This is a genomic window from Burkholderia sp. Ax-1720 (assembly GCF_011753035.1).
GTDB classification, from domain to species: domain Bacteria; phylum Pseudomonadota; class Gammaproteobacteria; order Burkholderiales; family Burkholderiaceae; genus Burkholderia; species Burkholderia gladioli.
This window is the reverse complement of sequence record NZ_VWWK01000064.1, coordinates 1-23,862: the sequence shown is the minus strand read 5'-3', so window position 1 is coordinate 23,862 and position 23,862 is coordinate 1. Positions and strand designations below refer to the sequence as shown.

Here is a 23,862-nt window from a genome sequence, read left to right as displayed (position 1 = left end):
TTTCGGTAATAAATTCAATTTCCATTGATTGATCGACGCCCGTTCCGCGCCGATTTTACCTGGCGACCATCGCGCAATCATGTAACTACTTAACATGCCGAACGTCAGATGGACAGGGCAGTCTGTAGTTTGTGAAGCGACTACATACACGCAGTTTCGAAGCCCGGTGCGAAACCGATCGATGAAAATCCGGAAAACCTGATATTCCTGTCAGCTTTCCGATTCCGGATAATCTTCAATAATGAAATGCCGCCATCGAATTCGATGGACGTGCGAAAAAAATCAAGAGGATCCGCGATTTCCATCCCTCTCCCATCGATCAGGAATACAAGAAATGAATATCAAAATGAAGAGAAAAAGTCTGGCGCTCCCGGCCCTGGTGCTGAACGCGGCGGCGGCCCTGCTGCTGTCGACGGCCGCCCCGCACGCGGCGATGGCCGCCGCGGCCTGGGCGCCGGATACCTTCTACGCCGCCGGCACCATCGTGACCTACAACGGCAGCGACTACCAGGCGACCGTCAACCAGACCGACTACACCGGCACCGGCTGGAACCCGACCGTGGCCTCGCTGTGGACGCCGGTCTCGGGCTCCGGCACCGGCCCGGGCAACGGCGGTGGCGGCGGCGGCGGCACGGGTCCGGGCAACGGCGGCGGCAGCGGGCCGGGAACGGGCTCGCCCACCGGCACGGCGGCCGGTTTCATCTACGGCCCGTACAAGGACACCTCGATCTCGCTGAACTGGAACACCAACACCATCTCCACCAACGTGACCGGCTCGCTCAAGCCGATCGCCTCGGCGCTGCCTACGGGCACCCACACGCTCACGCTGGCCTTCGCCAACGGTGAATGCGGCAGCGAGAACTGGGGCGGCGTGGCCGGCAATACGCTGGCTTCCGTCAACGTGCCGCTGCTGTCGGCCGCCAACGTCAACTACATCCTGTCGACCGGCGGCGCGGCGGGCGTCTTCACCTGCGGCACCGATGCGGGCATGACGACGTTCATCAACCGCTACGCGTCCAAGAACCTGGTCGGCATCGATTTCGATATCGAAGGGGGCCAGTCGCAGGCCGTGATCAACAGCCTGGTGCAGCGTGCCGCCAACGCCCAGCAGCAGTTCCCGAACCTGCGCTTCAGCTTCACGCTGCAGACCGTGGCCCCGGCCCCGAACGGCGCCACCCAGGCCACGTCCTGGGGCGCCAGCGCGCCGGACAGCTTCAACGTGCTCGGCGACTGGGTGATGCAGGCGATCAAGAGCTCGAACCTGAAGAACTACACCATCGACCTGATGACGATGGATTACGGTTCGGCCCTGCCGGGCAATTGCGTGCTGGTGGGCGGCGCCTGCCAGATGGGGCAGTCGGCCATCCAGGCGGCCATGAACCTGCATGATCACTGGGGCGTGCCGTACAGCCAGATCGAGATCACGCCGATGATCGGCGGCAACGATTCGGCCGGCGAGAGCTTCACGCTCTCCGATGCCGACGCGGTGTCGGCCTTCGTGATCAAGAACGGCCTGGCCGGCCTGCATTTCTGGTCCTTCGACCGCGATGCCGATTGCGCGCCGGGTACCGCCTCGCCGACTTGCAACACCATCGGCGGCGTCGGCACGCTCGGCTACAGCCTGCGCTTCGCCAAGGATCTCGGGCAGTAATGCGGTGATCCCGATGCCGGGGCCGATGGAGGCCCCGGCGTGAAGCCGGCGGCCCTCGCATCGCGGGGCCGCCGTTTCCTCATCGTTGAAACGGCATCGCGGCCGGACGCGAGGTGGCCGCGTCATGAGGTGAGATCATGAAAACCAGACTGATTCCCTTCGTCTCGGCCGTGATGGCCTGGGCGACACTCGGCGCGACCGCGTCGATCGCGGCCACGCCGGGCGATTCGCCCGGCGCGCCGGCCGCCGCGGTGGCGCGGCCCGCGAATTCGCTCAATGTCGCCGATTACGGCGCGATCGGCGACGGCAGGAGCGACTGCACGCAGGCCATGCAGAACGCCTTCAACACGGCGGCCTCGCAGCACCGCGCGGCCTATATTCCGGCCGGCACCTACCTGCACAGCGCGGTCCTCACGCTCGGCGGCGTGACGGTGACGGGCGCCGGCGCCCAGACCATCCTGGTGGCGAGCAATCCGGACCAGGAAGCGCTCCAGCTCACCGGCAACGCGGCGCTCTCCAATCTCGTGACTTCCACGCGCGCGCCCAACCGCAGTTCGCAGCCCCTGGCCGCCGCGATCGACGTGACCGGCGCGAACAACCGGGTCGAGCACGTCACCACGCTCGGCGCGGCCTCGAACGGCATCCGCCTGGACGGCGCGAGCGGCGCGCAGATCGTCAGGAACCTGGTGGAAGGCAGCAATGCCGACGGCATCGCGCTGATGAACGGCTCGCTGAACAACACGGTCGACAGCAACGAGGTCTACCAGGCCGGCGACGATTCCTACTCGGACGACTCCTACACCTTCGACAGCCGGCAGGATTCCGGCAATCTATTCACGCACGACTACGCGCTGGCGAATGCCTATGGGCGGGGTTTCGCGCTGATGGGCCCGACCGGCGACACGATCCGGAACTCGGTGACGGACGGCTCGCAATGGATGGGCATCGTGGCCGGCACCGATTCGAACAGCCGGACCATGAACGGCTCGAACGACACGATCGCCGACAACCTGATCCTCAATGCCAAGGGCGACGCCGTCGCGGTGATGAGTGCCGGCGGCGGGCTGAGCCAGGGCGGCGCCGGGATGCGGATCTCGGGCAACGTCACGAGCGGCTCGGCGGCGTCGGTGCTCGGGTTCACGCCGGCCACCAACCTGGTCGACCGCAGCACGATCAGCAATTACCAGCCCGGCACCGGCGACGGTTCGCACAACGGCGGCGGCTGAGCGCGGCGCATCGTGCCGCGGCCCGGCTTCAGTCGCCGGTCCGCCGCGGCACCGCGCCGAACACCGTGCCGCGCGAGAGCGCGACGAGGATCTCGCGGGCGTAGTCGACCGAGGGCAGGGCGCGGCCGAAGTAGGCATCGAGCCCATGGGGATTGCGGCACCACAGGCCTTCGTCGTCGATATGGACGAAGGTGTGTGCGCATGCATCGATGCTGCGCCCGGCGGCCAGGAGGCGGACGAACTCGTGTGGATCGATGGGCTGGCTGGCGTTCAAGCGTTCGTCCCTTGCGGTTCGCTTCGGCGGATGGCCGGTACCCGCGCGAGGCGCGGCGGGCACGGAAGAAAAATGTTGCGCGCATCGCGGCCCTCGCGGGCGTGAATGGGCGCAACGAGACCGCCTGATTCCGAGGATGGAAGCGTCAGAGCACACAGGCGGGACGCGAGCGAGAGGGTCTCGCGTCGAAACCGGGGACGGCGGCGTAACAGGTGGCCTGCGCGCCTCGACATGCCGGCCGGGCCAGGGATGGCGAGGGCAGGGAGCGACGAAGACGGTTCGGCCACGGGCGTTTCTCACACGTCGAAAGGGGGGGCATGCCGGCGCGACGACCGGGGCGCAACGCAACGCGCCGGCGAGGCACCGCCGACGACATCGCAATCGCTTGCAAGCGGAGGATTCTAGGCGCCCCGGATGCGGAGGTTCAACCCGCTTGAACCTCCGGCGAGGAAATGCTAGGCGCGATTATTGACGATTCAGGTGCGAGGCATCGAGCGCGCCCCAGGTGCCGGAATCGTCGCTGGGCCCCTCGCTCGACAGGTGCCCGGGCTCCCAGCCCGGCAGGCCCGCGGCCAGGCATTCCTGGCGCGTGGCCACGCTGGCGGTGTGATGCACGTCCACGCGCCGCATCACGTAGGCCGCGGAGCCGCCGCGCGGCTGGAAATAATGGCGGGCCGCCTCGGGATCCTTGAAGATCTGCGCGCGGTCGATGCCCGACGGGTTCAGTTGCGACCAGAATTGCGCGCCGTATTCCTCGCGCAGGAAGATGCCGTAGGTCTCGCTATAGACGATGTAGGCCACCTTGCGCTCGCCGATCGCCATTAGCAGGTTGTGCTTCTCGGCTTCGCGCACGGCCTCGCCGATCCGCGAGACCGAGAATTTCGCGCGGATCGCGGGCAGCAGCCGGTCGCGCAGCACCGTGTTGCCGATCTCGAGCGTGTCGGCGATCAGCTCGAGCGGGAATTGCCGCGACAGGCCGCTGAGCACGCGCAGTTCCTGCGAGCTCAGCCCCAGTTCGATGATCTTGTCCGATCGCGCACGGCTTTCATACCACTCGAAGATCTCGCGCGAGAGCGTGCGGAACAGGGCGACGTTCCTGCGCAGCGGTGCCTCGCCCTCCTGCGAGGGCAGCGTGTCGTTGGCCACGTAGAGCACGCCGAAGCGTCGCGAGCGTGGCTCGTGGGCCGGCGCGGCCAGCCAGCTCTTCATGCCGTTCCCGCGCGCGAACTCGGCCATTTCGCGCCAACTGCCGCCGAGGTTCTCGATCAGCCCGACATCGGAGGAAAAGCACACGCGCTGGGTTTTCCGCGCGTGGATCAGGAAGGGATCGGTCGAATACCAGCGGCGATGCACGTAGGTCTGCATGGCCTTCCCGAAGGCCGGCGAGAGGATGATGATTCGATACGCGCGGATTTCGCCTTCGTCGTCGGTGTCGACCAGGAAGTAGAACGCGGTGCTTGCCTTGAGCGCCTGGATGATGCTCCATGCCTGCCTGGCGAGCCGGGCCTCGTCGGGCAGGTAGGCGATCTCGCCGATCGCCGACAGCGCGTCCGGCACGCTCGGGGCGGCTGCCGCGTCGGCCTGCTCCGACATGTCGAGCGCGATGTCGGCGATCCGCGGCCCCACCACGTGCTCGATGGCGGCGGCATGCGGATCGGCGCGCAGGAAGTCGAGCAAGGGCGCGCCGCCGGCGCAGATCGCCTGGGTCACGCGGAATTCGCTGCCGCCCGCGCCCGACATCAGCATGTCCCGTTCGACGAGGGTCCCGCCGTCCTGTTCGCGGAAGCGATAGGTAAAGGAATCGGCGCCGATCCTGAACGTGTTTTCAGCCATCTCTGCCTCGGAACCGCTTCATTTCAATTCGTAATCCGCGCGTGATTGCCGGCTTGCCGCGCGGGGCGATGCGCATGGTAACGCGATTGCGGCGCGCGAATCGGCCGGCAATGAAGGCGCTGGCGAGGGAGATGGGTTTCGAACAGGGAGAGGCTCGGGCGGAACGATGCGGCTGGACTGATCCAGGGCGCGCGGCGGCGGGCGCCGCCGGCGAATCAGCGCGCTTCGCCTTCCCGCCCGAGGCTGGTGAAGCTGGTATAGGCGCGCACGATGTCCTGCGGCTGCGTATCGTGGTCGGCGCTGAGGAACAGGCCGCGATAACCGCAGTAGATCTGCTTGCGCAGACGGCGCGCCAGTTCGACGATCGCCACCGCCACCTCGTGCAGGCCGACGGAAGCCGCCGCGGTGGTGATCACGTTGCCGTGCCGGTCGTGGGACAGCACCGCGAGGCTCAATTCGGCGGCGACGGGTTCGCCCGAATCATGCCGGCTCCATCCCATCACGGGCGTGCAACCGCCGCTCGGGCGACGAGACGGGAGCGGGGCGAGCTTGCCTGCCTCGGAATGCATGTTCTCCACGTGAGTCGGTCAATTCGTGATGGAAGGGGTGACGATGAGGGCAGATCGCAATGTCTTGCCTGAACGCACGACGCGTCCTTCGCTGGGAGCATAGACGCTCGACCCGGTTTCGGGAGCTGTCATTAAATGCAGGGTGGATGCTTATTTTTCGGCGGGCGCGAAACAACTTCGGCTCGTCGTCCATGCCTTCCCGGTGTGCTTCGAGCGGGGGCGGGATTCACCCGTGCATCGCATGCCGGCGTCAGGCCTGGAAGCCAAAATGATACGCGGCCACGAAGCCGCGCGAGCATGAAAGATCTTGAAGAATCGTCAAGCCGACCGGCATGCCTGGATTCGGTTTTTACGAAGTGTCGTGACAATAATCTCTGCTTTTTCCGATATCCGGATTCGCCGACACTGATGCCTCACTCACGAGGCGGCATCCACCGCAAAGGAATCGGCAGCATGAGAAGCTATCCCCGCAACAGCCCCCAGGCGGCAGCCCGCATCGTGGCGCTGGTGCTGATAGCGGACGGTCATATCGATCGTCGCGAGGAACAGGTGATCGAGACGCTGGGCATTGCCCGCAAGCTCGGGCTCGGCGCGGCCGAATTCGAGCGCATCGTGCAGGCCTTGTGCGAGGACCAGGCGCTCGGCCAGGCTTCGTCCGGCACCCTCTCGGCCGTTCTCGACCCGGCCTCGCTCAAGCCGCTGCTCGCCGAAATCGACGATCCCAAGCTGCGCAAGCGGACCATCGAGCAGTGCCTGGCGGTGGCCTCGGCCGATCGACACCTGGCGGATGCCGAGATCGTGGTGCTGGCGGCGATCCTCGACGCCTGGACGCCGCGCCCGCATTGAGGCCAACGGGGCCGCGCCCGTCGATGGCGCGCCGTGTTCAGGCCGGGCGCGAGGCCTCGGCGACCCGGGCCCGGCGCGTGCGCCATTCCGCGAGCTGCCAGACCGCCAGCCCCGGCAAGTAGAACAGCAGGTCGCGCAGGCGTCGCGCGCCGGCCAGCGCGAGGCACAGGGCGGGATCGAGGCCGAACAGGCCGCCGATCACCACGAAGCCGCCTTCCTGGATGCCGATCCCGGCCGGCACCAGGAAGGCCATGCTGCTGAGGAACTGGATCAGCGCCTCGATCGCCATCGCGTCGACGAAGCCGGCCTGGGCGCCGAGCGCATGCAGGGCGAGCCAGATCTCCAGCGAAAACCCCATGAATTGCAGGGTCTGCCAGATCAGCAGGTAGCGCAGCACCATGCCGGTATTGCGCCACAGCAGCATCACGGCGAGATCGATGCGCGCGGCCGAGGCGCCGATGCGCTCGACGAAGCCGCCGCTGGTGACGCGATTGAGCATGCCCGCCAAGCGCCGGAAGGGCCGCGCGTGCTGCACGGCCGCGAACAGGGCCAGCACCGGCACCGCGAGGGCCAGCCCGGCGAGGATCTGCCGGAACGTGTCGCCGCTGCCCGCGCCGTTGCCGTGCAGCAGCCAGGCGCAGGCGAGCAGGGCGAACGCCAGCTGGCTGATCAGGGTGAGCTGCATGTCCACCACCAGGCTGGCGATGGCGGCGCTCGGGCCGATCCGCAGCCCGCGCAGCAGCCGGAACGACACCACCTCGCCGCCGATCCGCGCCACCGGCAGCAGCCCGTTGATCGATTCGCGGATCAGCACCAGTTTCAGCATGGTGGCGAGCGGCGGGCGGCGCGTGGGACGCAGCAGCAGGCGCCAGTCGGCGGCGTTGGCGAGCATCGGCAGGCCATGCGCGGCCGCGGCGATCAGCAGGCCGCCGCCGGCCTCGCGCAACAAGGCCAGGATCGCCTCGGGCCGGTCGCGGCAGATCAGCCAGACGGCGATGGCGAGCCCCAGGGCCGCGGCGACGGCGCCGATCGATTTCATCTCAGCGCGGCCTCGCGGCGCCGATCCGAGCCGGCGCGGCGACCTGGCGGCAAGCGCAACGCGCGCTCACTCGTCCAAGCGCGGCGAGAGGCGGCCGCCCGGATCGACGCGAAAGCGCCGGCCGCGCCAGACCACGTCGCTCAGGCCGAAGCTCGCGACGTAGATCAGGAATTGCATCAGGTCGTAGAGCGGCAGGCAGGCCCAGTCGCTGAAGGGCTGGCCGAACACGCGATCGACGCGCCACTTGAGCATCCAGCGCGAGAGCAGGGCCGCGCCGGCCAGCAGCCAGGCGTGCTCGCTGCCGCCCGAGGCGAGCACGGCGAGCAGTGCGAAGGGCAGCGGATGCATCAGCGCGGCGCCGAGATGGCCGAGCGGATCGGCGGCGCGGATGGTGCGGCTCCAGCGCGATTCGTGCGTGAAGTAGATGCGCGAGCTCGCCTCGACGCAGGCGTGGTCGACCAGCAGCGGCGGGATCGCGACCAGCGCGCCGGTGGCGCGCACCGCCTCGCCGATCGCGTGGTCCTCGGCGAGATGATGGACGTAGTGGCCCAGGCCGCCGATCCGGTTCAAGGTGGCGCGATCGATCGCGATGGTCTGGCCGAAGCAGGGCCGCGCGAGCCCGGTGGCCAGCCCGATTACCACGCCGGGAAAGAAGGCGTAGTTGGTCGAGGCGGCCGAGGCGCGCGGCCAGAAGCCGGGCGCGCTCACGCCGCGATAGGCGCTGGTGACGAGCCCGACGCCGGGCAACTGCAGCGTGCCGACCACGATGCCCAGGTAGTCGCGTCCGACCCGCACGTCGCTGTCGGCGAAGCAGAGCAGGTCGTGGCGAGCCTGCTCCAGCATGTTGACCAGGTTGGAGATCTTGCGGTTGGGGCCGTACAGGCGCGCGTCGACGACGGTGGCGATATCGGCCGACGGATAGCGCGCGCGCAATTCGGCGATGGCATGCAGCGCCGGATCCTCGGCATCCTGCACGCCGAACACGTATTGGATCGGGCCGGGATAATCCTGTTCGAGGAAGCTGGCGAGATGCTCGACGAGCCGCCATTCGTTGCCATGCAGCGGCTTCATCAGCGTGACGGGCGGGAAGGCGACCGGTGCCGCGCGCGGCCGTGCCAGGAAGCGGCCGACCAGCGAGGCGGACAACAGCGTGTAGGCAACGCCGAAGGCGGCGCAGGCCGAGACCAGATCGACCACGATCCGCTGCACCTCGGCGGCCGGCACCCGGTGCGCGGCGATCAAGGCGGTCATCGTGACTAGTGCGATCAGCGCGACCGGCATCGCGTGGGAAATCCGCCGCAGCGCGGCGGCGCGCAGGGTGTTGAGCGATTCGCGCTCCAGCATGGCGGCTCAGGCCTCGTGCGCGCGCAGGAAGCGGAAGAACTCCACGCCTTCGCGCAGGCGCCGCTTCATCATCTCCCAACTGCCCAGCATCTCGCGCACGATCTCCCAGATCTTCGCGGGCCGGAAGTAGAAGGCTCGATAGAAGTGCTCGAGCTCGTGATAGATGTCTTCCTTCGACAGATGCGGATAACCGATCGCGGCGAGCTGCACGCCTGCCTTGCTGACCAGGTTGATGGTCTTGTTCTCCTCCAGCCAGCCGTTCTCGATCGCCTGCTCGTAGAGCCGCGTGCCCGGATAAGGCGCCGCCAGCGAGACCTGGATCGTGTGTGGATTGATTTCCTTGGCGTATTCGATGGTCTTCCGAATGGTGTCCCTGGTCTCGCCGGGCAGGCCCAGGATGAAGGTGCCGTGGATCTTGATGCCGAGCTTCCTGCAATCCTCGTTGAAGCGGCGCGCGATATCGGTGCGCAAGCCCTTCTTGATGTTCAGCAGGATCTGGTCGTCGCCCGATTCGTAGCCCACCAGCAGCAGGCGCAGCCCGTTCTCCTTCATGATCTTCAGCGTCGCGTACGGCACGTTCGCCTTGGCATTGCAGGACCAGGTCACGCCGAGCTTGCCGAGCCCGCGCGCGATCTCCTCGACGCGCGGCTTGAAGTCGGTGAAGGTGTCGTCGTCGAACATGATCTCCTTCACTTCCGGCATGTTGTCGCGAATCCATTTCACCTCGGCCAGCACGTTCTCGACCGAGCGCACGCGGTAGCGATGGCCGCCCACCGTCTGCGGCCACAGGCAGAAGGTGCACTTCGAGCGGCACCCGCGGCCGGTGTAGATCGACACATAGGGGTAGTTCAGGTAGCCGATGAAGTAGTTGTCGATCTTCAGGTCGCGCTGGTACACCGGCGCCACGAACGGCAGTTCGTCCATGTCCTCGATCATCGGGCGCGCGCCGTTGTGCTCGATCGCGCCGTCGGCGGCGCGGTAGCTCAGGCCGAGGATATCGGCGAAGGGCTTGCGCTCGGCCACGTCGCGGCAGGTGTAGTCGAATTCCTCGCGGCAAACGAAGTCGATCGCGTTGGACGCCACCAGCGAGTTGTGCGGATCGACGGCCACCTTGGCGCCGACCATGCCGATCAGCACCGAGGGCTTGCGCTGCTTGAGGTCTTGCGCGAAGGCCGCGTCGGTCGGGAACGAGGGCGTGCTGGTGTGGATGATCACCAGCTCGTAGTCGGCGGCGATCTCCAGCGTCTGCGCCACCGACAAATCGTCGGCGGGTGCGTCGAGCACGCGGCTGCCGGGCACCAGGGCGGCCGGCTGGGCCAGCCAGGTGGGATACCAGAACGAGCGGATCTCGCGCTTGGCCTGGTAGCGCGAGCCGGCGCCGCCGTCGAAGCCGTCATAGGACGGCGCCTGCAGGAACAGCGTCTTCAGGACAGGCACCTCGGTTTGCGCGCCGGATACGGCGAGCGGGGCATGGCTGGCTACGGTCGGGGCTTGGGACATGGCTGGCGTTCGCTGTCGTGGGTGGCGCGATATCGAAGCATCGCGTGGATACCGCGTTTCGTTCGCGATCCTACGAAGGCGAACCTGAAGACAAGCTTAAGGTCGCTTGATGACAGCTGTTCCAGCCAGAATCCTTGTCGCCGGGTTACGAAGCGCGAGTCGACGTCGGATCGATGTAATGAAATATTCACGCATTCGAAATGCGGATGCGTTTCGTCCGTGCTCGATACCGGATCCTAGACGGCTACCCGGCTACCCGGCTGGATCGCTCGGGCAGCCGCTCGCATCAGGGCGCGTCGAGGAAGTCGATCACGGCCTGGTTCAGCGGTGCCGCGCATTCCTCCGGCAGCCAGTGGCCGCAATCGGGCAGCACGCGGCCGCTGACTTGCGTCGCGTAGCGGCGCAACTGGTCGGCCTCGAACTGGCCGAGTCCGCCATGGCCGCCGCCGCCGATCGCCAGCATCGGCATCGTCAGCTTGCTGCGCGACAGCTCCGCGTTGTCCCGCACGTCCTGGTTCAGCGCGCGGTAATAGCCGAAGGCGGCGCGCAGGCTGTGCGGCTTGCTGTAGGAGCGCGCGTAGAGATCGAGCAGGGCCGGCGTGAACACCGCCTGGTTGCTGGCGTGCTTCTTGATGAAATGCTCGAAGAAGAAGCGCTGCTTGCCGGCGATCAGGGTTTCGGCCAGGTCGCCGTCGGCGGCGAAGAAGCTGAAATGCCAGACCAGCGATTCCCCTTGCGGCGTGAAGGCCGGGAACGAATAGATCGATTCGTCCGGAATCGGCGCCTCCATGTAGACCGCGCGGCGGATGTCCTCGGGATGCCGGACCAGCATCGGATAGGTGTTCCAGATGCCGATGTCGTGCGCGACCAGGTCGAAGGGGCGCTGGCCGCTGAACCGCAGCGCCAGTTGATGCAGCAGCGGCGCGACCTCGGTGGCGCGATACGAGCCGGGTTCGGCGGATTGCCCCAGCCCCGGCAGGTCGGGAGCGACCACCGTGTGATTGCGGGCGAGTTCCGGCATCAGTTGGTGCCATTCGTACCAGGTCTGGCCGAAGCCATGCACCAGGTAGACGAGCGGGCCGCTGCCGCCCTTCACGTAATGCAGGCGAACGCCGTCGATGGTCTGGTAGCCGCTGGTGAAGCCGGGTGGCAAGGGGAATTCGTCGGCCGCGAACGATGGGCCGGCGAGCAGCAGTGACAGGGTGAAGGCAAGGCCTTGCAACAGGCGTCGAAACATGATGAAGACTCCTCATGAAAAAAGTGAAGTGGATCGAATGACTCAGTGCCCTTCGGTATGGCGTGGACCGGGCCGGAAACCATGGGCGCTGCCGCACCAGGCCGTGACGAAACCGATTGCGAGCAGCAGCACCAGCGCGGGCGCGAACGAGACCGCGCCCCAGGCATCGAGCAGCACGCCGCCGAGCAGGCCGCCGCCGGCGATCGCGCCGTTCCAGGCCACCACGTTCATCGACAGGGCGACGTCCGCGCCGTCGCCGGCGTTATCGGCCAGCGCGGTTTGCAGCAGGGTCGCGGCACCGCCGAAGCTCAGCCCCCAGGCGGCCGCGCCGCCATAGAGGACGGCCGGCAGCGTCGCGAACCCGGCGAACAGCAGCGCGACCAGCGCGAAGCCGGCCAGGCTGGCCAGCACCGCGGCGCGCAGGTGCCGGTCGACCAGCCGGCTGGTGACGGCGATGCCGGCCAGCGCGGCCAGCCCGAACACCAGCAGCACCAGGTCGACATGGCGGGCCTGGCCGGCCAGGGCCGCGAACGGCGCGACATAGGTGTAGAGCAGGTTGTGCGCGAGCATCCAGGCGATCACCACGCCGAGCACGCGGAGCACGCCCGGCGTGACGAGGACCTTGCGCAAGGGCATGCGTTGATGCCCGGCCTGCCCGGGGTAGTCGGGCACCTTGGCGAGCACCCAGGCGATCAGCACCAGGCTCAGCACCGACATGATCGCGAACGCACTGCGCCAGCCGATCGCGCCGCCCAGCCAGGTACCCAGCGGCACGCCCAGCGACAGCGCGATCGGCGTGCCGACCATCGCCACGGCCATCGCGCGGCCTTGCTGGCGCACCGGCACCATGCGACGCGCGTAGCCGGCCAGCAGGCTCCAGGCGAGGCCGGCCGAGGCGCCGGCCAGCAGGCGCGCGAGCAGGGTCAGCGCGTAGTTGTCGGACAGCGCGGTGAGCGAGTTGAACACCAGGAAGCCGGCCAGCGTCAGCAGCAGCACCTTGCGGCGGCGCCAGCGCTGCGTGGCGATGGTCAGCGGAATGGCGGCCAGCAGCGAACCGGCCGCGTAGGCCGTCACCGTCTGCCCGGCCAGCGAGGTGGAGATGTCCAGGCCGGCCGCCATCTGCGGCAGCAGGCCCGCCGGCAAGGTCTCGGTCATGATGCAGACGAAGCCGGTCATCGCCAGCGCCAGCAGGGCGGCCAGCGGCAGGCGAGCGGATCCGGCTTGCGTGGTGGTGGGGGAACTCAGGGTGGTCACGGTCTTGGTTTCCGGTCGTTGATGATAAATACATACCAGTCGATACAAAAATGGACGAACGTCGGTCGCGACGCATTGGCGGCTGCGGTGATGCAAGTCTTATTTATGTATCGATCGGTAAACTAAAGACGATACCTCGCCTTGTCAACGATATATGTATCACTTAGTATAAATATCTCGCGAACCACCCACTCATCGATCGGGAGAAGCAATGGAAATCGGCATACTGGGCCTTGGCGCCATGGGGCGCGCGATGGCGCGCAATCTGGTTGCGGCCGGCCATCACGTGAAGATCTGGAACCGCTCGGGCGGGGCGGTCGACGGGGCGAGCGCGGTGGACGCGCCCACGCAGGCACTGCAGGCGGACCTGGCCATCACCATGCTGGCCGACGATGCCGCGATTCGCGAGGTGCTGCTCGACCAGGGCGTGCTGTCCACGGCACGCGCCGGTCTGGTGCACGTGGTGGCCTCCACCATCTCGGTATCGCTGTCGCGCGAACTGGTCGGCCATCACCGCGCGGCGGGCATCGATTACGTGGCCGCGCCGGTGCTGGGGCGGCCCGACGTGGCCGCGGCCGGCGAGCTGAATATTCTCGCCGCCGGCGCGCCCGCGGCACTGGACAAGGCCAGGCCGGCGCTCGAGGTGCTCGGCAAGCGCATCTGGGACATGGGCGAGGCGCCGCCCACCGCCCATGCGGCCAAGATCGCCTGCAACATGATGATCACCATGGCGATCGAGGCGATGGCCGAGGCGGTGGTGCTGACCGAGGGCAACGGCCTGGAGCGTGAACGCTTCTTCGAGCTGATCCTGGGCACGCTGTTCGGCAGCCGCTCCTACCAGGTCTATTCGGGCAACATCCTGCGCGAGCAGTACGAGCCCGGATTCAAGGCCCGGCTGGGCCTGAAGGACCTGCGCCTGGCCGGCGCGGAAGCCGAGGCGCTGGACCGGCAGTTGCCGATGCTCGATGCGGTCAGGCAGCAGATGAGCCGGGCCGTGGAGGCCGGCGGCGGCGAGCGCGACTGGTCGATCATGGCCGACTACACGATTCGCGCGAAAGAGCGGGGCTAGCCGTTGGTTCGGGAGGTGCGGACGGGGCACCGGAGGGCGTCGAGGGGCACGGCGAACACGGGCCGACGCGCAGGCGAGAGCGGACGTATGATGTCGCCTTCGTTTGCGCCGTACCCAACAAAGCACCGATATCGACACCCTCGGAGGAGACCCCGTGATTTCCCGTATTTCCCGCTTTTTCACCCAGATCGTGCACAAGGTCCTGCCGGATCCGCTGATTTTCGCGATCTTTCTCACGGTCGTCACCTTCTTGCTGGCGTTCTCGCTCACGCCGAAGGCGCCGGCCGAACTCGTGCTGCTGTGGGGCAGCGGGTTCTGGAACCTGCTCGCCTTCACCATGCAGATGGCGCTGATCCTGGTGACGGGCCATGCGCTGGCCAGCTCCGGGCCGGTCAAGCGCCTGCTGGTGGCGCTGGCCAGCTCGCCGAAGACACCGGCCGGCGGCGTGATGCTGGTCGCCCTGGTGGCCGGCATCGCCTGCGCGATCAACTGGGGCTTCGGCCTGGTGCTCGGCGCGATGCTGGCGCGCGAGGTCGCGCGGCGCGTGCCCGGCTCCGACTACCGGCTGCTGGTGGCCTCGGCCTACATGGGCTTCCTGACCTGGCACGGTGGTTTGTCCGGCTCGGTGCCGCTGGTGGCGGCCACCAAGGGCAATCCGATGGAGAAGCTGGTCGGCCTGATTCCGGTGTCGCAGACCATCTTCACCGGCTACAACGCCTTCGTCACGATCGGCCTGATCGTGATGCTGCCGATCCTGGCGCGCCTGATGATGCCCAAGCCGCATGAAGTGGTGTCGATCGATCCGAAGCTGCTGGAGGAGGCGCCGAGCTTCGAGCGCGTGCTGGAGCCGAACGCGACCTGGGCCGAGCGCATGGAGGAGAGCCGCCTGCTGTCGCTGCTGGTCGCGCTGCTGTGCGCGGTGTTCCTGGTGATCCGCACTCGCGCCAAGGGCTTCGTGCTCGACATCGACACCGTCAACCTGGTGTTCCTCGCCGCGGGCCTGGTGCTGCATCGCACGCCGATGGCCTATGCACGCGCGATCGGCGCGGCCGCGCGCGGCGCCGGCTCGATCATGATCCAGTTCCCGTTCTATGCCGGCATCCAGGCGCTGATGGATCATTCGGGGCTGGCCGGCGTGATCACCAAGTGGTTCGTCGACGTCGCCAACGTGCACACCTTCCCGCTGCTGGCCTTCCTGAGCTCGGCGCTGATCAATTTCGCGGTGCCCTCGGGCGGCGGCCACTGGGTCGTGCAGGGGCCCTTCGTGATGCCGGCCGCGCAGGCGCTGGGCGCCGATCTCGGCAAGTCGGCGATGGCGATCGCCTACGGCGAGGCCTGGACCAACATGGCCCAGCCGTTCTGGGCGCTGCCCGCGCTGGCGATCGCCGGGCTCGGCGTGCGCGACATCATGGGTTACTGCGTGACGGCGCTGTTGTTCTCGGGCGTGGTGTTCGTCGCCGGCATGTATCTGTTCTGATCCCGGCGGGCGGGGCCGGCAGCCACGCTGGTGGCTCGCCGGCTCGCATCCACGTCGGACTCAAGCCTTGGCGGCGTCCCAGACGGTCAGGACCTGCGTGATCGCGGCCTCCATCGCGGCGTGGCGCACGCCGTCGCGCGCCAGGGTGCTCAGGCCGAGCAGGAAGCTGTCGAACACGGCCGACAGCGCGGCGGCCGCCACCTCGGCGCGCAACTCGCCGCTGGCGATGCCGCGCTGCACGCAGGCGACGAAGCCGTTGCGGGTGCGCGTGCGCGACTGCTTCAGCGAGGCGGTCACGCCGGCGTGCTCCTCGGACGGCGCGCTCATCACTCCCAGCGCCACCATGCAGCCCTTCGGATGGCCGCGCTCGCACTGCATCTTCGCCGAGCGGCGCAATGCCGTCTCGATCGCCTCGCGCGGCGGCAACGCGCTATCCCACAGACATTCCGTCACCTGCGCATAGGTGCCCAGGTAGCGCTGCACGCATTCCTGGAACAGCGCTTCCTTCGAGCCGAAGGCCGCGTAGAAGCTCGGCGCGGAAATCCCCGTCGCGATGCCTGCCTTGAGCTGGCTCAGCGAGGTGGATTCGTAGCCGTTCTCCCAGAACAGATGCATTGCGTCCTCGATCGCCTGGTCGCGATCGAAGGTACGGGGACGCCCCATGCTTGCCATGTCGAACTCCGCAAAGACGATTCGACATAGATACTAAACGATATGGAAGTCGCTGGCGATGGCCCGATCGAGGTCGGCAGCCGGGTTGCGCATGCTTTTTGTCGATGTGGTACTGTGCGGTACCGTAACTCGCCTCGCACTGCCGGATGACGGGACGAAGCGCTTTCCTGCCGCGACCGGGCAGTCTGTCGGCGTGTTTGAAAGCGTATCGAAAGACATCTTCCTCAGGAGTCCTCTGATCAATGGCGAGGCGAGGGCGATGTCCGATTCTCGTCCCGCGGCGGGCATCGATACGCCGATGTATTTCGACTTTCTTCACCATCGACAGGAGATGGAGCATGACCGATTTGAACGATCGCGCCCGGCGCGGCTTCCTGAAAACCGCCGCGGTGCTGGGCGGCACGTCCGCGCTGGGCGCGCTGTCCGGGCCGGCTCAGGCGCAGGGCGTGGCGCCGGGCATGACGCCGACGCCCGAGGTGGCGCCCACCCGGCTCGACGAGGTGCCGCTCGCCTCGGGCGCCAAGCTGAGCGTCGAGCGCCGCGGGCAGGTCGTGCTGCTCGGCATCAACCGCCCGGCGAACCAGAACCGTGTGGATCCGGAAACCTTCGAGCTGCTGGCCGAGGCCTATTACCGCTACAACCACGATCCCTCGCTGCGGGCCGCGGTGCTGTTCGGGCATGGCGAGCAATTCTCGCGCGGCATCGATATCGATGGCTTCCGCGCGCTGGGCAACAAGACGCCGATCGCGCTGAGCGGCACCATCAACCCGCTCGCGACCACGCCCAGCCCGCGCCTGACCAAGCCGCTGGTGGCGGTCGCGCATGGCGACACCTGGGACATGGGCCACGAGCTGTTCCTGGTGGGCGACATTCGCGTCGCGGCGGCCGATACGCGCTTCGGCCAGGACGAGAACACCCATGGCCGCTTTCCAGGCGGCGGCTCGACCGTGCGTTTCGTGCGGGAAGCGGGCTGGGGCAACGCGATGCGCTACATCCTGACTGGCGATCACTGGAGCGCGGAGGAGGCGTATCGGATGGGCACGGTGCAGGCGATCGCACCCGATGCGAAGGCGGCGCTCGAACTGGCGGTGCAGATCGCCGGCCGGATCGCGGCCTGCGGGCCGCTGGGCATCCAGGCCTCGCTCGCCTCGGCGCACCTGGCGATCGACCCGGCCGAGAACGCCGCGCTGTTCAAGCTGACCGAGCAGTATCGCGGGTTGTTCCAGTCGCAGGACTTCGTGGAAGGGCGCCGCGCGGAACTCGAGGGGCGCCAGCCCGTGTTCCAGGGCAAGTGAGCGCCTGAACGACGCTCAGGCGTTCAGGCGCCCACGTTGCGGCGCGCGCGCGGCGCCGGCTTGCCATGCAGGCGCATGAAGGCCGCGGCTGCCTGGCGTGCCTGCTCGGCCAGCGCCTCGGCCGAGGGCCGCGGCGCCACGCCCAGCAGCAGGTCGGTGCGCAGGTCGTTCCAGGCGAGCGCGAGGAACTCGGCCGCCAGCGCGGCTGCCTCGCCCTCGCCGAGCAGCGCGTCCTGTTGCGCTTGCGCGAGCCACGTCGTCAGCGCCTGCTGCGATGCCTTGCGGCCGATCCGGTCGAGCGTCCGGGCGATTTCCGGCGCGCGCGCCACCTCGGCGATCGCCAGGCGGTAGATGGTGATGATGATCGGATCGGTGACCTCGACCAGCAGCCGCGAGGCGAAGCTCGCGAGCACCTTTTCGAGCATGGCGGCGGAGGTGGCGCGCGGCAGCGCGGCGCCCAGGTTCATGCGCTGGCCGCGGCCCTCGATGCAGGCCAGCAGCATGTCCTGCTTGTTGCTGAAGTTGGCGTAGATGTCGCGTTTCGAGACCTTGGCCTGGGTGGCGATCGCGAGCGTGCTGGCGCTCTCGTAGCCCTTCTCGGCAAAGATCCGGAAGGCCGCCTCGATGATGCGTTGGCGGGGGGAGCGTTCGCTGCCTGCGTCCTCGGTATCGGGCGCGAGGTTCGCCTCCTGGTCGGCTGTCATGGCGGGTTCGGTGAGGGCGTCGCGATGCGGCAGCGATGCGTGTTCGAGGGAAGCGGCGCCGGCGGGCCGGCGGGTAGCGCCCATTATAAGAGCGAGTCGGCAAGCGAATGCGCCGGCCGCTCGTCGATGCAACAGATCCGGCGCGAGGCGCCGGACAACCAGGAGCATGACCATGAATCATCCAGCCGGAATCGACCTGCGCCGCGGCACACGCGTGCTGCTCGCCGTCCTTGTCCTGTGGGGGCTGGCCGTGGCGGGCGCCGCGCTCACCGGTCTTTACAGCCTGCTGCCGTCGCTGTCGCTGGCGGTGCTGATCGCGCTGGGCATCGTCGTGCCGGTGGCGATCTATGCGATGTCGCGAGGGTTTCGTGCCTATATCGCGGCGCTCGGCTTGGGGCCGCTCACCAGCTTCCATATCTGGCGGATCGGCGCCGCGCTGGTGTTCTTCTGGTACGGCGGGCACGACCTGCTGCCGGAAGCCTTCGTCCGCAACGCCGGATGGGGCGATTTCATCGCGGGCGTGCTGGCCTTGCTGGTCACCTTGCTGCCGGCCAGCCGCGGGCGTTACCTGATGTTCCACCTGTTCGGCTTCGCCGATTTCGTGGTGGCGGTGGGCACGGGCCTGACCTTCTTCCTGCTGCACGATCCGCGCATGGCCAATATCCAGACGCTGCCGATGGCGCTGATTCCGCTGTACGGCGTGGGCATTTCGGGGGCGAGCCACCTGATGGCCTTTGATCTGCTCAGGCGCGGTGCGCAGGGCGGGCGCTCTTGCAAGCGCGCCGCCATCGAGGCGTAGCGGCGGCAGCGCCGCGTGGGCGGGTTCAGCGTGCGCGCGTGCGCCGGGCCTTCTTCGCCGGCGCGCTGCGCGGTGCTTCCTTCGCCGTCGCCGCGGCCGGATCGGCCTGCATGTCCTCGAGCCAGGACAGCGCGTCGGCATAGGACAGGAACTGCCGCAGATACTCGGGCGAGAGCTCGCGCATCAGCAGCAACGCGCGATGCACCAGGCTGCTCGAATTGAGCGGGCCGGCGTTCTTCGGCACGATGTCGAGCGATTGCTGGACCTGCTGGTCGGCGCTCAGTCGCGACCAGATTTCCCGGAAGTAGTCGAGCAACTCGGGCGGCGGGCCGCTGCGCGCGGTGCGTGTCCTGTCGAGCGCGAGCGTGGCGAACGGGCTCGGCGCAGCGGTACGCGGGGGTGGCGTCTGCCCGATGGCATCGGCCGATTCCTGGACATGCGCCTGGCGCGCGTCGAACGCCGCCGCGAAGGCTTCGATCAACGCTTCGAGACGCGCGTCGAGCACGCGCCCGACGGCGCCTCGATGAGCACTCGCGCGCCTCAGCAGCGCCTCGATGCGGGCGAAACCCGCTGGATCGAGGCGCTCGGCGCCTCGTTCGCGCCAATCGTCGAGCCGCGCTCGCGTGGGCGCGTGCCGATCGTCGCGGGATGCGGGAGCGGCCGACGCGGCGTCGTTGCCGACCGGCTCGGGCAGCGGCTCGTGCATGGCGCTCATCTCAGTTCGCCGCCTTGGCCGCGGCGCCCGAGGCGCCCGTCGCCGCCGTCGAGCTGGTCGGGCGCGGCACGGCGGCGATCTCCACGCGCCGGTTGCGCGCGCGTCCCGCTTCGTCGGCGTTCGAGCTGACCGGCTGCTCCGAGCCGAAGGCCGCCGCGAACACCGAGGCGGCGGGCACGCCCGAATCGATGAAGGCGCGCGTCACGGTCAGCGCGCGCTCGGCGGACAGTTCCCAGTTGTCGGCGAAGCGGCGATTGCCGGCGCGCACCAGTTGGTCGTCGGCGAAGCCGCTGACCATCAGGATCTGGTCGCGATCGTGCAGGTAGGCCGTGAGCGGCCCGGCCAGGCTCCTGAGCAGGTCGCGGCCCTCGGGCTGCAACTGATCCGAGTTCACCGCGAACAGCACGTTGCCGGCGATGCCGATGCGCCCGTCCACCAGGGTCACGCGGCCGGCCGCGAGCGGGCCGGCCAGCGCTTGCTCGAGCGTCTTGCGCCGCTGGGTTTCGACTTGCCGCTGCTTGACCTCGTCGGCCAGGCGCGAGGAGGCCTCCAGCTGCATGCCGATCACGCCCACCAGGATCAGCACGAAGGCGCCGAGCAGGGCCGCCATCAGGTCGCTGAAGGCGGCCCAGACGGGCGCGGTCGGCTCCACGCCGCCGTCGATTTCCTCGTTCATGCCGGCTTCGCTCCGTCGAGGCGCTGCAGGTTCTCGACGATCTGCTTCTGCGACATCAGGCTCAGGTCGATCACATCCTTGGCCTGCGCGACGTAGTAGGCGAGCTGCTCGTCACTGCGCGCGAGCGACTTGTCGAGCGAGGCCTCGATGCGCGCGAGCTGCGTCATCAGTTTCTGGTTCGAATCGCCGAAGTGCTGCACGGCCTGGCCGAACGCGTCGGCCAGGCTGGCCATTTCCACCGCGCTGCCGTTGACCTGCGCCGAGGCGCCTTCCAGCACCTGCGCGCCGACCTCGACTTGCTGGTCGAAGCGGGTGCCGACGCGTTCCAGCAACTCGGCCGAGGTCGAGACCAGCGCGTCGATCGCCGTGCGCTGTTCGTTGCTGGCGTGGCTCACCGCGTCGAGCAGGGTGGCGACCGTCGACAGCAGGCGGCCGCGCTCCTCCAGCATCGCGGTGTCCTGCACCATGCTCTCGGAGAGCTTCTGGCGCAGTTCCGCGACCACGTCGGCGGCGGCGCGCGGCGCCTGCGAGGCCGCGTCGACCAGGCGGCCGATCTCGGCGATGGTGCCGTTCGCGTGGGTTTCGGTTTGCGCGGCGATCGTGTCGGCGGTTTGGGCGAGCGCGTCGCAGATGGTTTGCTGGCGCTCGGCGGCTTGCCGAGCGGTATCGCGCCAGGCGGCGGCATTCGCTTCGGCGGCGCGCGCGATCTCGGCGATGGTGCCGCTGGCATGGGCTTCGGTTTGCGCGGCGATCGTGTCGGCGGTTCGGGCGAGCGCGTCGCAGATGCTTTGCTGCCGCTCGGCTGCTTGCGTCGAGGCGAGCTGCCATGCCGTCGTGTTGGCTTCGGCGGCGCGGGCGATCTCGGCGATGGTGCCGCTGGCGTGAGCTTCGGTTTGCGCGGCCACGTCGTTGGCAGTCTTCGCGAGTGCGTCGCAGATCGCTTGTTGGCGTTCGGCCGCTTGCGTCGAAGCGAGCTGCCATGCCGTCGCGTTGGCTTCGGCGGCGCGGGCGATTTCGGCGATGGTGCCGCTGGCGTGAGCTTTGGTTTGCGCGGCGACGTCGTTGGCGGTCTTCGCGAGCGCGTCGCAGATTACTTGCTGGCGCTCGGCGGCTTGCGTCGAGGCGAGCTGCCATGCCGTGGAGTTGGCTTCGGCAGCACGCGCGATTTCGGCGATGGTGCCGCTGGCATGAGCTTCGGTTTGCGCGGCGACGTCGTTGGCGGTCTTCGCGAGCGCGTCGCAGATTACTTGCTGACGTTCGGCCGCTTGCGTCGAAGCGAGCTGCCATGCCGTTGCATTGGCTTCAGCGGCGCGGGCGATTTCGGCAATCGTGCCGCTAGCGTGAGCTTCGGTTTGTGCGGCGACGTCGTTGGCGGTCTTCGCGAGCGCATCGCAGATCGCCTGCTGGCGCTCTGCCGCCTGCGTCGACGCAAGCTGCCATGCCGTTGCATTGGCTTCAGCCGCACGCGCGATCTCGGCGATCGTGCCGTTCGTGCGCAACTCGGTCTGCGCGGCCACATCCTCGGCCATCCTGGCCAGCGCATCGCAGATCGCCTGCTGTCGTTCCGCCGCTTGCGCGCTGGCCGCCTGCCAGGCTTCCGACGATGTAGCGGCCAGGCGGGCCATCTCGGCCAGCGTCGTGTTCGCCTTGGTTTCGGTGCTCGCCGCCACCTCGCCGGCCGTTTTCGCCAGCGCCTCGACCACCGCCTGCTGGCGCTGGGCCGCCTGCGTGCTGGCGGCCTGCCAGGCCGAGGCAGCGGTTTCGGCCGCGCGCGTGATCTCGCCGAGCGCGCGATCGGCCTGCGTCCCGGCCTGCGCGGCGATCTTGCCGGCGGTCTGTTCGAGCGTCGCGCAGATGGCCTGCTGGTGCCGCGCGGCCTGCGCATTGGCCGACTGCCATTCCTCGCGCAGCGTCGTGCTCATCGCGGCCAGCGTGCCGGTCCAGGCCGCCAGGCGCGTCTCGTCGCGTTCGGCCAGGCCGGCCTGCAGCTCGCCTTGCGCGGCGCGCAATTCCCGCAGCAGCGCGCCGGCATGGGTCTCGAAGGTGGCGGCCGCGGCGCTGAGCGCCTGGCGGTTGTCGTCGGCGAGTTTCTCGCCGCTGGCCTCGTGACGCGCCAGCACGCTGCCCCAGGCCTGCGAGGCGCCTTCGGCGGCCAGCGCCTGGCGCTTCTCGACCTCGCGCAGCAACGCGGCCGAACGATTCTCGAAGCTGCTGTTGAAGCCTTCCAGCGCGCCGCGCAGCTCGCCCGCGAGCGCCTCGCCCGAGCGGCGATGCTCGGCCAGCGCCTCGTTCCAGATGCCGGCCACGCGCGCGGTATTCGTCTCGAAGCCGGCCGTCAGGCCGTCGAGTTGCCGGTCGACAGCCTGCATCAGCGTGCCGTGCAGCTTGCCGCTTTCCTGCGCGAGTCCGGCCATCGCCGCCTCGACCACCGGCACGATGGCGGCGCCCGCGGCGCGCGCGCTGTCGGCCGCGCTGCGGGTCAGGGTCTCGCCGAGCATGGCGGCCAGGCGCGTGTGGCTGGCCTCGGCCTGCTCGACGAAGGCCTGCTGGCCGGCGAGCTGGCGTTCGCCGAGCGTGGCGCCCTGGCGCTCGATGGCGGCGATCATCGCCTCCAGCCGCTCGACCAGGGCCGGCATGGCCTCGGCCTGCCGCTGCATCAGCGCGAAACCCGCCTCGCGCTGATGCGCGTGCGAGAACGGCCGCAGCGTGGACGCCACCAGCGCGTCGAGCTTCTGCACCGTCTCGAGCCGTTCGCGACGGCACAGCGCGGAGAGCAGCCCGAGCATCGCCGAGCTCGCCACGCCGGCGATCGAGGTGCCGAACGCGAAGCCGAGCCCGCGGATCGGCGCGTAGAGCGCGGCGCGGATCGCGTCGAGCCCGGTGGCGCCGTCCAGCGCGGCGCTGGTGCCGCGCAGCGTGGCGACCATCCCGAGCAGGGTGCCGAGCATGCCCAGCAGCACCAGCAGGCCGACCAGGTAGGGCGTGAGCGCGGGCGCGGGCAGGGCGGCGCGCTCGCCTTCGACGCGCGCACGCACGGCGCTGCGCAGGCTCGGGTGCAGCGGCTGCAGCCAGGCATCGAGCGAGGCGGGCGCGGCGGCCGAGCCGAGCGCGCGCGCCAGGCTCGCGGTGGCCTGCCGGTAGCGATGCAGTTCGAGCGCGCCACCCAGGTAGAAGGCGGCAATCAGCACGGTGACGGCCAGCGCGAGCGGATTGCCGCCGAGGTAGCCGGCGCCGATCCAGCCCACCACGGCAAGGCCGGCGAGGAAAACGAGGAGATCGATACGAAGTCGGGACATAGGCTTGGGATTAGCGGGCGCGGAGAGCCGCGAGCAGCCCTCCCACCGGTTGAAACCGAAGATCGAGTTCGGCGAGCAGGACGCTCTGCATGTCCTTGCGGAAGGTGTCGAGCCAGCTGTCGGGCGCGCTGGCCTGGGCCAGGCGGGCACGTAGCGGCGGCGTGACGTCGGCGGCCCGGGGCAGCGGGGCAGCGGCCGGCGTCGCGGCAGGGCCGCTTGCATGGCCGTTAGCCGGGCCGCTGCCGCTGCCGCCATCGTTGCCACGATGGTTGCCGTCGCTGCCCGCTTGCGCGGCTTCGCCGTTGCCATCGCCATCGCCGTCGGTGGCTTCGGCTTCGGCGCGCGCTGCTTTCGCATCCGCGCGCAGCCGCTCGAAATAGGCGCCG

General features: G+C 68.6%; 21 protein-coding genes. 7 read left to right on the top strand and 14 right to left on the bottom strand.

Annotation, left to right across the window (positions count from 1 at the left end):
- Positions 1 to 346 precede the first annotated feature (346 nt).
- The gene (locus F3J18_RS19270) at positions 347 to 1,651 is read left to right on the top strand and encodes a carbohydrate-binding protein (protein ID WP_240154590.1); all 1,305 of its coding nucleotides are present in this window, start codon (positions 347 to 349) and stop codon (positions 1,649 to 1,651) included.
- Positions 1,652 to 1,788: 137 nt separating this feature from the next.
- Complete coding sequence (locus tag F3J18_RS19265; protein ID WP_166913661.1) at positions 1,789 to 2,877, top strand: right-handed parallel beta-helix repeat-containing protein; 1,089 nt, start codon at positions 1,789 to 1,791, stop codon at positions 2,875 to 2,877.
- A gap of 28 nt (positions 2,878 to 2,905) precedes the next feature.
- Here F3J18_RS19265 and F3J18_RS19260 read toward each other — a convergent pair whose 3' ends face one another.
- The 3 genes from F3J18_RS19260 to F3J18_RS19250 form a co-directional block, all read right to left on the bottom strand.
- Positions 2,906 to 3,151, bottom strand: coding sequence for a hypothetical protein (locus F3J18_RS19260; RefSeq protein ID WP_025099576.1), 246 nt, complete (start codon positions 3,149 to 3,151; stop codon positions 2,906 to 2,908).
- A 465-nt stretch (positions 3,152 to 3,616) separates the two neighbouring features.
- A complete protein-coding gene (locus tag F3J18_RS19255; RefSeq protein ID WP_166913660.1) occupies positions 3,617 to 4,984 on the bottom strand; it encodes an autoinducer binding domain-containing protein in 1,368 nt (455 codons plus the stop codon).
- Positions 4,985 to 5,199: 215 nt separating this feature from the next.
- Positions 5,200 to 5,553: a hypothetical protein gene (locus F3J18_RS19250; protein WP_166913659.1), complete on the bottom strand. Its 354-nt coding sequence runs from the start codon at positions 5,551 to 5,553 to the stop codon at positions 5,200 to 5,202.
- A 453-nt stretch (positions 5,554 to 6,006) separates the two neighbouring features.
- Here F3J18_RS19250 and F3J18_RS19245 point away from each other — a divergent pair, with 453 nt between their 5' ends.
- Positions 6,007 to 6,399, top strand: coding sequence for a TerB family tellurite resistance protein (locus F3J18_RS19245; RefSeq protein WP_166913658.1), 393 nt, complete (start codon positions 6,007 to 6,009; stop codon positions 6,397 to 6,399).
- A gap of 37 nt (positions 6,400 to 6,436) precedes the next feature.
- Here the strand turns inward: F3J18_RS19245 and F3J18_RS19240 are convergent, their stop codons facing one another.
- From F3J18_RS19240 to F3J18_RS19220, 5 genes are all read right to left on the bottom strand, one after another.
- Complete coding sequence (locus F3J18_RS19240; protein ID WP_166913657.1) at positions 6,437 to 7,438, bottom strand: lysylphosphatidylglycerol synthase domain-containing protein; 1,002 nt, start codon at positions 7,436 to 7,438, stop codon at positions 6,437 to 6,439.
- Positions 7,439 to 7,504: 66 nt separating this feature from the next.
- The gene (gene hpnI, locus F3J18_RS19235) at positions 7,505 to 8,782 is read right to left on the bottom strand and encodes a bacteriohopanetetrol glucosamine biosynthesis glycosyltransferase HpnI (RefSeq protein ID WP_240154589.1); all 1,278 of its coding nucleotides are present in this window, start codon (positions 8,780 to 8,782) and stop codon (positions 7,505 to 7,507) included.
- A 6-nt stretch (positions 8,783 to 8,788) separates the two neighbouring features.
- Positions 8,789 to 10,210, bottom strand: a complete 1,422-nt coding sequence (hpnJ, locus tag F3J18_RS19230) for a hopanoid biosynthesis associated radical SAM protein HpnJ (protein ID WP_166913669.1) — start codon at positions 10,208 to 10,210, stop codon at positions 8,789 to 8,791.
- 358 nt (positions 10,211 to 10,568) lie between these two features.
- Positions 10,569 to 11,519, bottom strand: a complete 951-nt coding sequence (locus tag F3J18_RS19225; protein WP_166913656.1) for an alpha/beta hydrolase — start codon at positions 11,517 to 11,519, stop codon at positions 10,569 to 10,571.
- Between the two features lie 42 nt (positions 11,520 to 11,561).
- The gene (locus F3J18_RS19220; protein WP_205195489.1) at positions 11,562 to 12,695 is read right to left on the bottom strand and encodes an MFS transporter; all 1,134 of its coding nucleotides are present in this window, start codon (positions 12,693 to 12,695) and stop codon (positions 11,562 to 11,564) included.
- A gap of 289 nt (positions 12,696 to 12,984) precedes the next feature.
- Between F3J18_RS19220 and F3J18_RS19215 the strand changes: the two genes are divergently transcribed.
- Together F3J18_RS19215 and F3J18_RS19210 are read left to right on the top strand one after the other, a co-directional pair.
- Positions 12,985 to 13,842 (top strand): NAD(P)-dependent oxidoreductase, encoded by an 858-nt coding sequence (locus tag F3J18_RS19215; RefSeq protein ID WP_025102033.1) that lies wholly within the window; start codon positions 12,985 to 12,987, stop codon positions 13,840 to 13,842.
- Between the two features lie 154 nt (positions 13,843 to 13,996).
- Complete coding sequence (locus F3J18_RS19210; protein ID WP_166913655.1) at positions 13,997 to 15,319, top strand: TIGR00366 family protein; 1,323 nt, start codon at positions 13,997 to 13,999, stop codon at positions 15,317 to 15,319.
- Positions 15,320 to 15,379: 60 nt separating this feature from the next.
- On the opposite strand, the gene F3J18_RS19205 is transcribed toward F3J18_RS19210, so the two are convergent.
- On the bottom strand, positions 15,380 to 15,982 hold the full coding sequence (locus tag F3J18_RS19205; protein WP_341773947.1) for a TetR/AcrR family transcriptional regulator: 603 nt from the start codon (positions 15,980 to 15,982) through the stop codon (positions 15,380 to 15,382).
- A 347-nt stretch (positions 15,983 to 16,329) separates the two neighbouring features.
- Between F3J18_RS19205 and F3J18_RS19200 the strand changes: the two genes are divergently transcribed.
- A complete protein-coding gene (locus F3J18_RS19200) occupies positions 16,330 to 17,286 on the top strand; it encodes an enoyl-CoA hydratase-related protein (RefSeq protein ID WP_166913654.1) in 957 nt (318 codons plus the stop codon).
- A gap of 23 nt (positions 17,287 to 17,309) precedes the next feature.
- Here F3J18_RS19200 and F3J18_RS19195 read toward each other — a convergent pair whose 3' ends face one another.
- A complete protein-coding gene (locus F3J18_RS19195) occupies positions 17,310 to 17,990 on the bottom strand; it encodes a TetR/AcrR family transcriptional regulator (protein WP_164467651.1) in 681 nt (226 codons plus the stop codon).
- 172 nt (positions 17,991 to 18,162) lie between these two features.
- On the opposite strand from F3J18_RS19195, the gene F3J18_RS19190 reads away from it, so the two are divergent.
- Entirely contained in the window at positions 18,163 to 18,789 is a 627-nt protein-coding gene (locus tag F3J18_RS19190; RefSeq protein WP_025102028.1) for a hypothetical protein, read from the top strand.
- A gap of 25 nt (positions 18,790 to 18,814) precedes the next feature.
- Here F3J18_RS19190 and F3J18_RS19185 read toward each other — a convergent pair whose 3' ends face one another.
- The 4 genes from F3J18_RS19185 to F3J18_RS38220 form a co-directional block, all read right to left on the bottom strand.
- Complete coding sequence (locus F3J18_RS19185; RefSeq protein WP_240154712.1) at positions 18,815 to 19,504, bottom strand: DUF2894 domain-containing protein; 690 nt, start codon at positions 19,502 to 19,504, stop codon at positions 18,815 to 18,817.
- 1 nt (position 19,505) lies between these two features.
- Positions 19,506 to 20,180 (bottom strand): OmpA family protein, encoded by a 675-nt coding sequence (locus F3J18_RS19180; RefSeq protein ID WP_025102026.1) that lies wholly within the window; start codon positions 20,178 to 20,180, stop codon positions 19,506 to 19,508.
- Positions 20,177 to 23,476 (bottom strand): DUF802 domain-containing protein, encoded by a 3,300-nt coding sequence (locus F3J18_RS19175; protein ID WP_166913653.1) that lies wholly within the window; start codon positions 23,474 to 23,476, stop codon positions 20,177 to 20,179. The genes F3J18_RS19180 and F3J18_RS19175 overlap by 4 nt, the downstream gene beginning before the upstream one ends.
- 10 nt (positions 23,477 to 23,486) lie before the next feature.
- On the bottom strand, positions 23,487 to 23,862 hold a 376-nt coding region (locus F3J18_RS38220), incomplete at its 5' end, for a DUF3348 family protein (protein WP_240156410.1).

Excerpts from the sequence above, each read along its gene's own strand:
- F3J18_RS19265 (WP_166913661.1), top strand. The coding sequence starts at position 1,789 with ATGAAAACCAGACTGATTCCCTTCGTCTCGGCCGTGATGGCCTGGGCG.
- F3J18_RS19215 (WP_025102033.1), top strand. The coding sequence starts at position 12,985 with ATGGAAATCGGCATACTGGGCCTTGGCGCCATGGGGCGCGCGATGGCG.
- F3J18_RS19255 (WP_166913660.1), bottom strand. The coding sequence starts at position 4,984 with ATGGCTGAAAACACGTTCAGGATCGGCGCCGATTCCTTTACCTATCGC.
- F3J18_RS19245 (WP_166913658.1), top strand. The coding sequence starts at position 6,007 with ATGAGAAGCTATCCCCGCAACAGCCCCCAGGCGGCAGCCCGCATCGTG.
- F3J18_RS19270 (WP_240154590.1), top strand. The coding sequence starts at position 347 with ATGAAGAGAAAAAGTCTGGCGCTCCCGGCCCTGGTGCTGAACGCGGCG.
- F3J18_RS19175 (WP_166913653.1), bottom strand. The coding sequence starts at position 23,476 with ATGTCCCGACTTCGTATCGATCTCCTCGTTTTCCTCGCCGGCCTTGCC.
- F3J18_RS19190 (WP_025102028.1), top strand. The coding sequence starts at position 18,163 with ATGAATCATCCAGCCGGAATCGACCTGCGCCGCGGCACACGCGTGCTG.
- F3J18_RS19240 (WP_166913657.1), bottom strand. The coding sequence starts at position 7,438 with ATGAAATCGATCGGCGCCGTCGCCGCGGCCCTGGGGCTCGCCATCGCC.
- F3J18_RS19185 (WP_240154712.1), bottom strand. The coding sequence starts at position 19,504 with ATGAGCGCCATGCACGAGCCGCTGCCCGAGCCGGTCGGCAACGACGCC.
- F3J18_RS19200 (WP_166913654.1), top strand. The coding sequence starts at position 16,330 with ATGACCGATTTGAACGATCGCGCCCGGCGCGGCTTCCTGAAAACCGCC.
- F3J18_RS19225 (WP_166913656.1), bottom strand. The coding sequence starts at position 11,519 with ATGTTTCGACGCCTGTTGCAAGGCCTTGCCTTCACCCTGTCACTGCTG.
- F3J18_RS19250 (WP_166913659.1), bottom strand. The coding sequence starts at position 5,553 with ATGCATTCCGAGGCAGGCAAGCTCGCCCCGCTCCCGTCTCGTCGCCCG.
- hpnI (WP_240154589.1), bottom strand. The coding sequence starts at position 8,782 with ATGCTGGAGCGCGAATCGCTCAACACCCTGCGCGCCGCCGCGCTGCGG.
- F3J18_RS19180 (WP_025102026.1), bottom strand. The coding sequence starts at position 20,180 with ATGAACGAGGAAATCGACGGCGGCGTGGAGCCGACCGCGCCCGTCTGG.
- F3J18_RS19220 (WP_205195489.1), bottom strand. The coding sequence starts at position 12,695 with ATGACCGGCTTCGTCTGCATCATGACCGAGACCTTGCCGGCGGGCCTG.
- F3J18_RS19205 (WP_341773947.1), bottom strand. The coding sequence starts at position 15,982 with ATGGGGCGTCCCCGTACCTTCGATCGCGACCAGGCGATCGAGGACGCA.
- F3J18_RS19195 (WP_164467651.1), bottom strand. The coding sequence starts at position 17,990 with ATGACAGCCGACCAGGAGGCGAACCTCGCGCCCGATACCGAGGACGCA.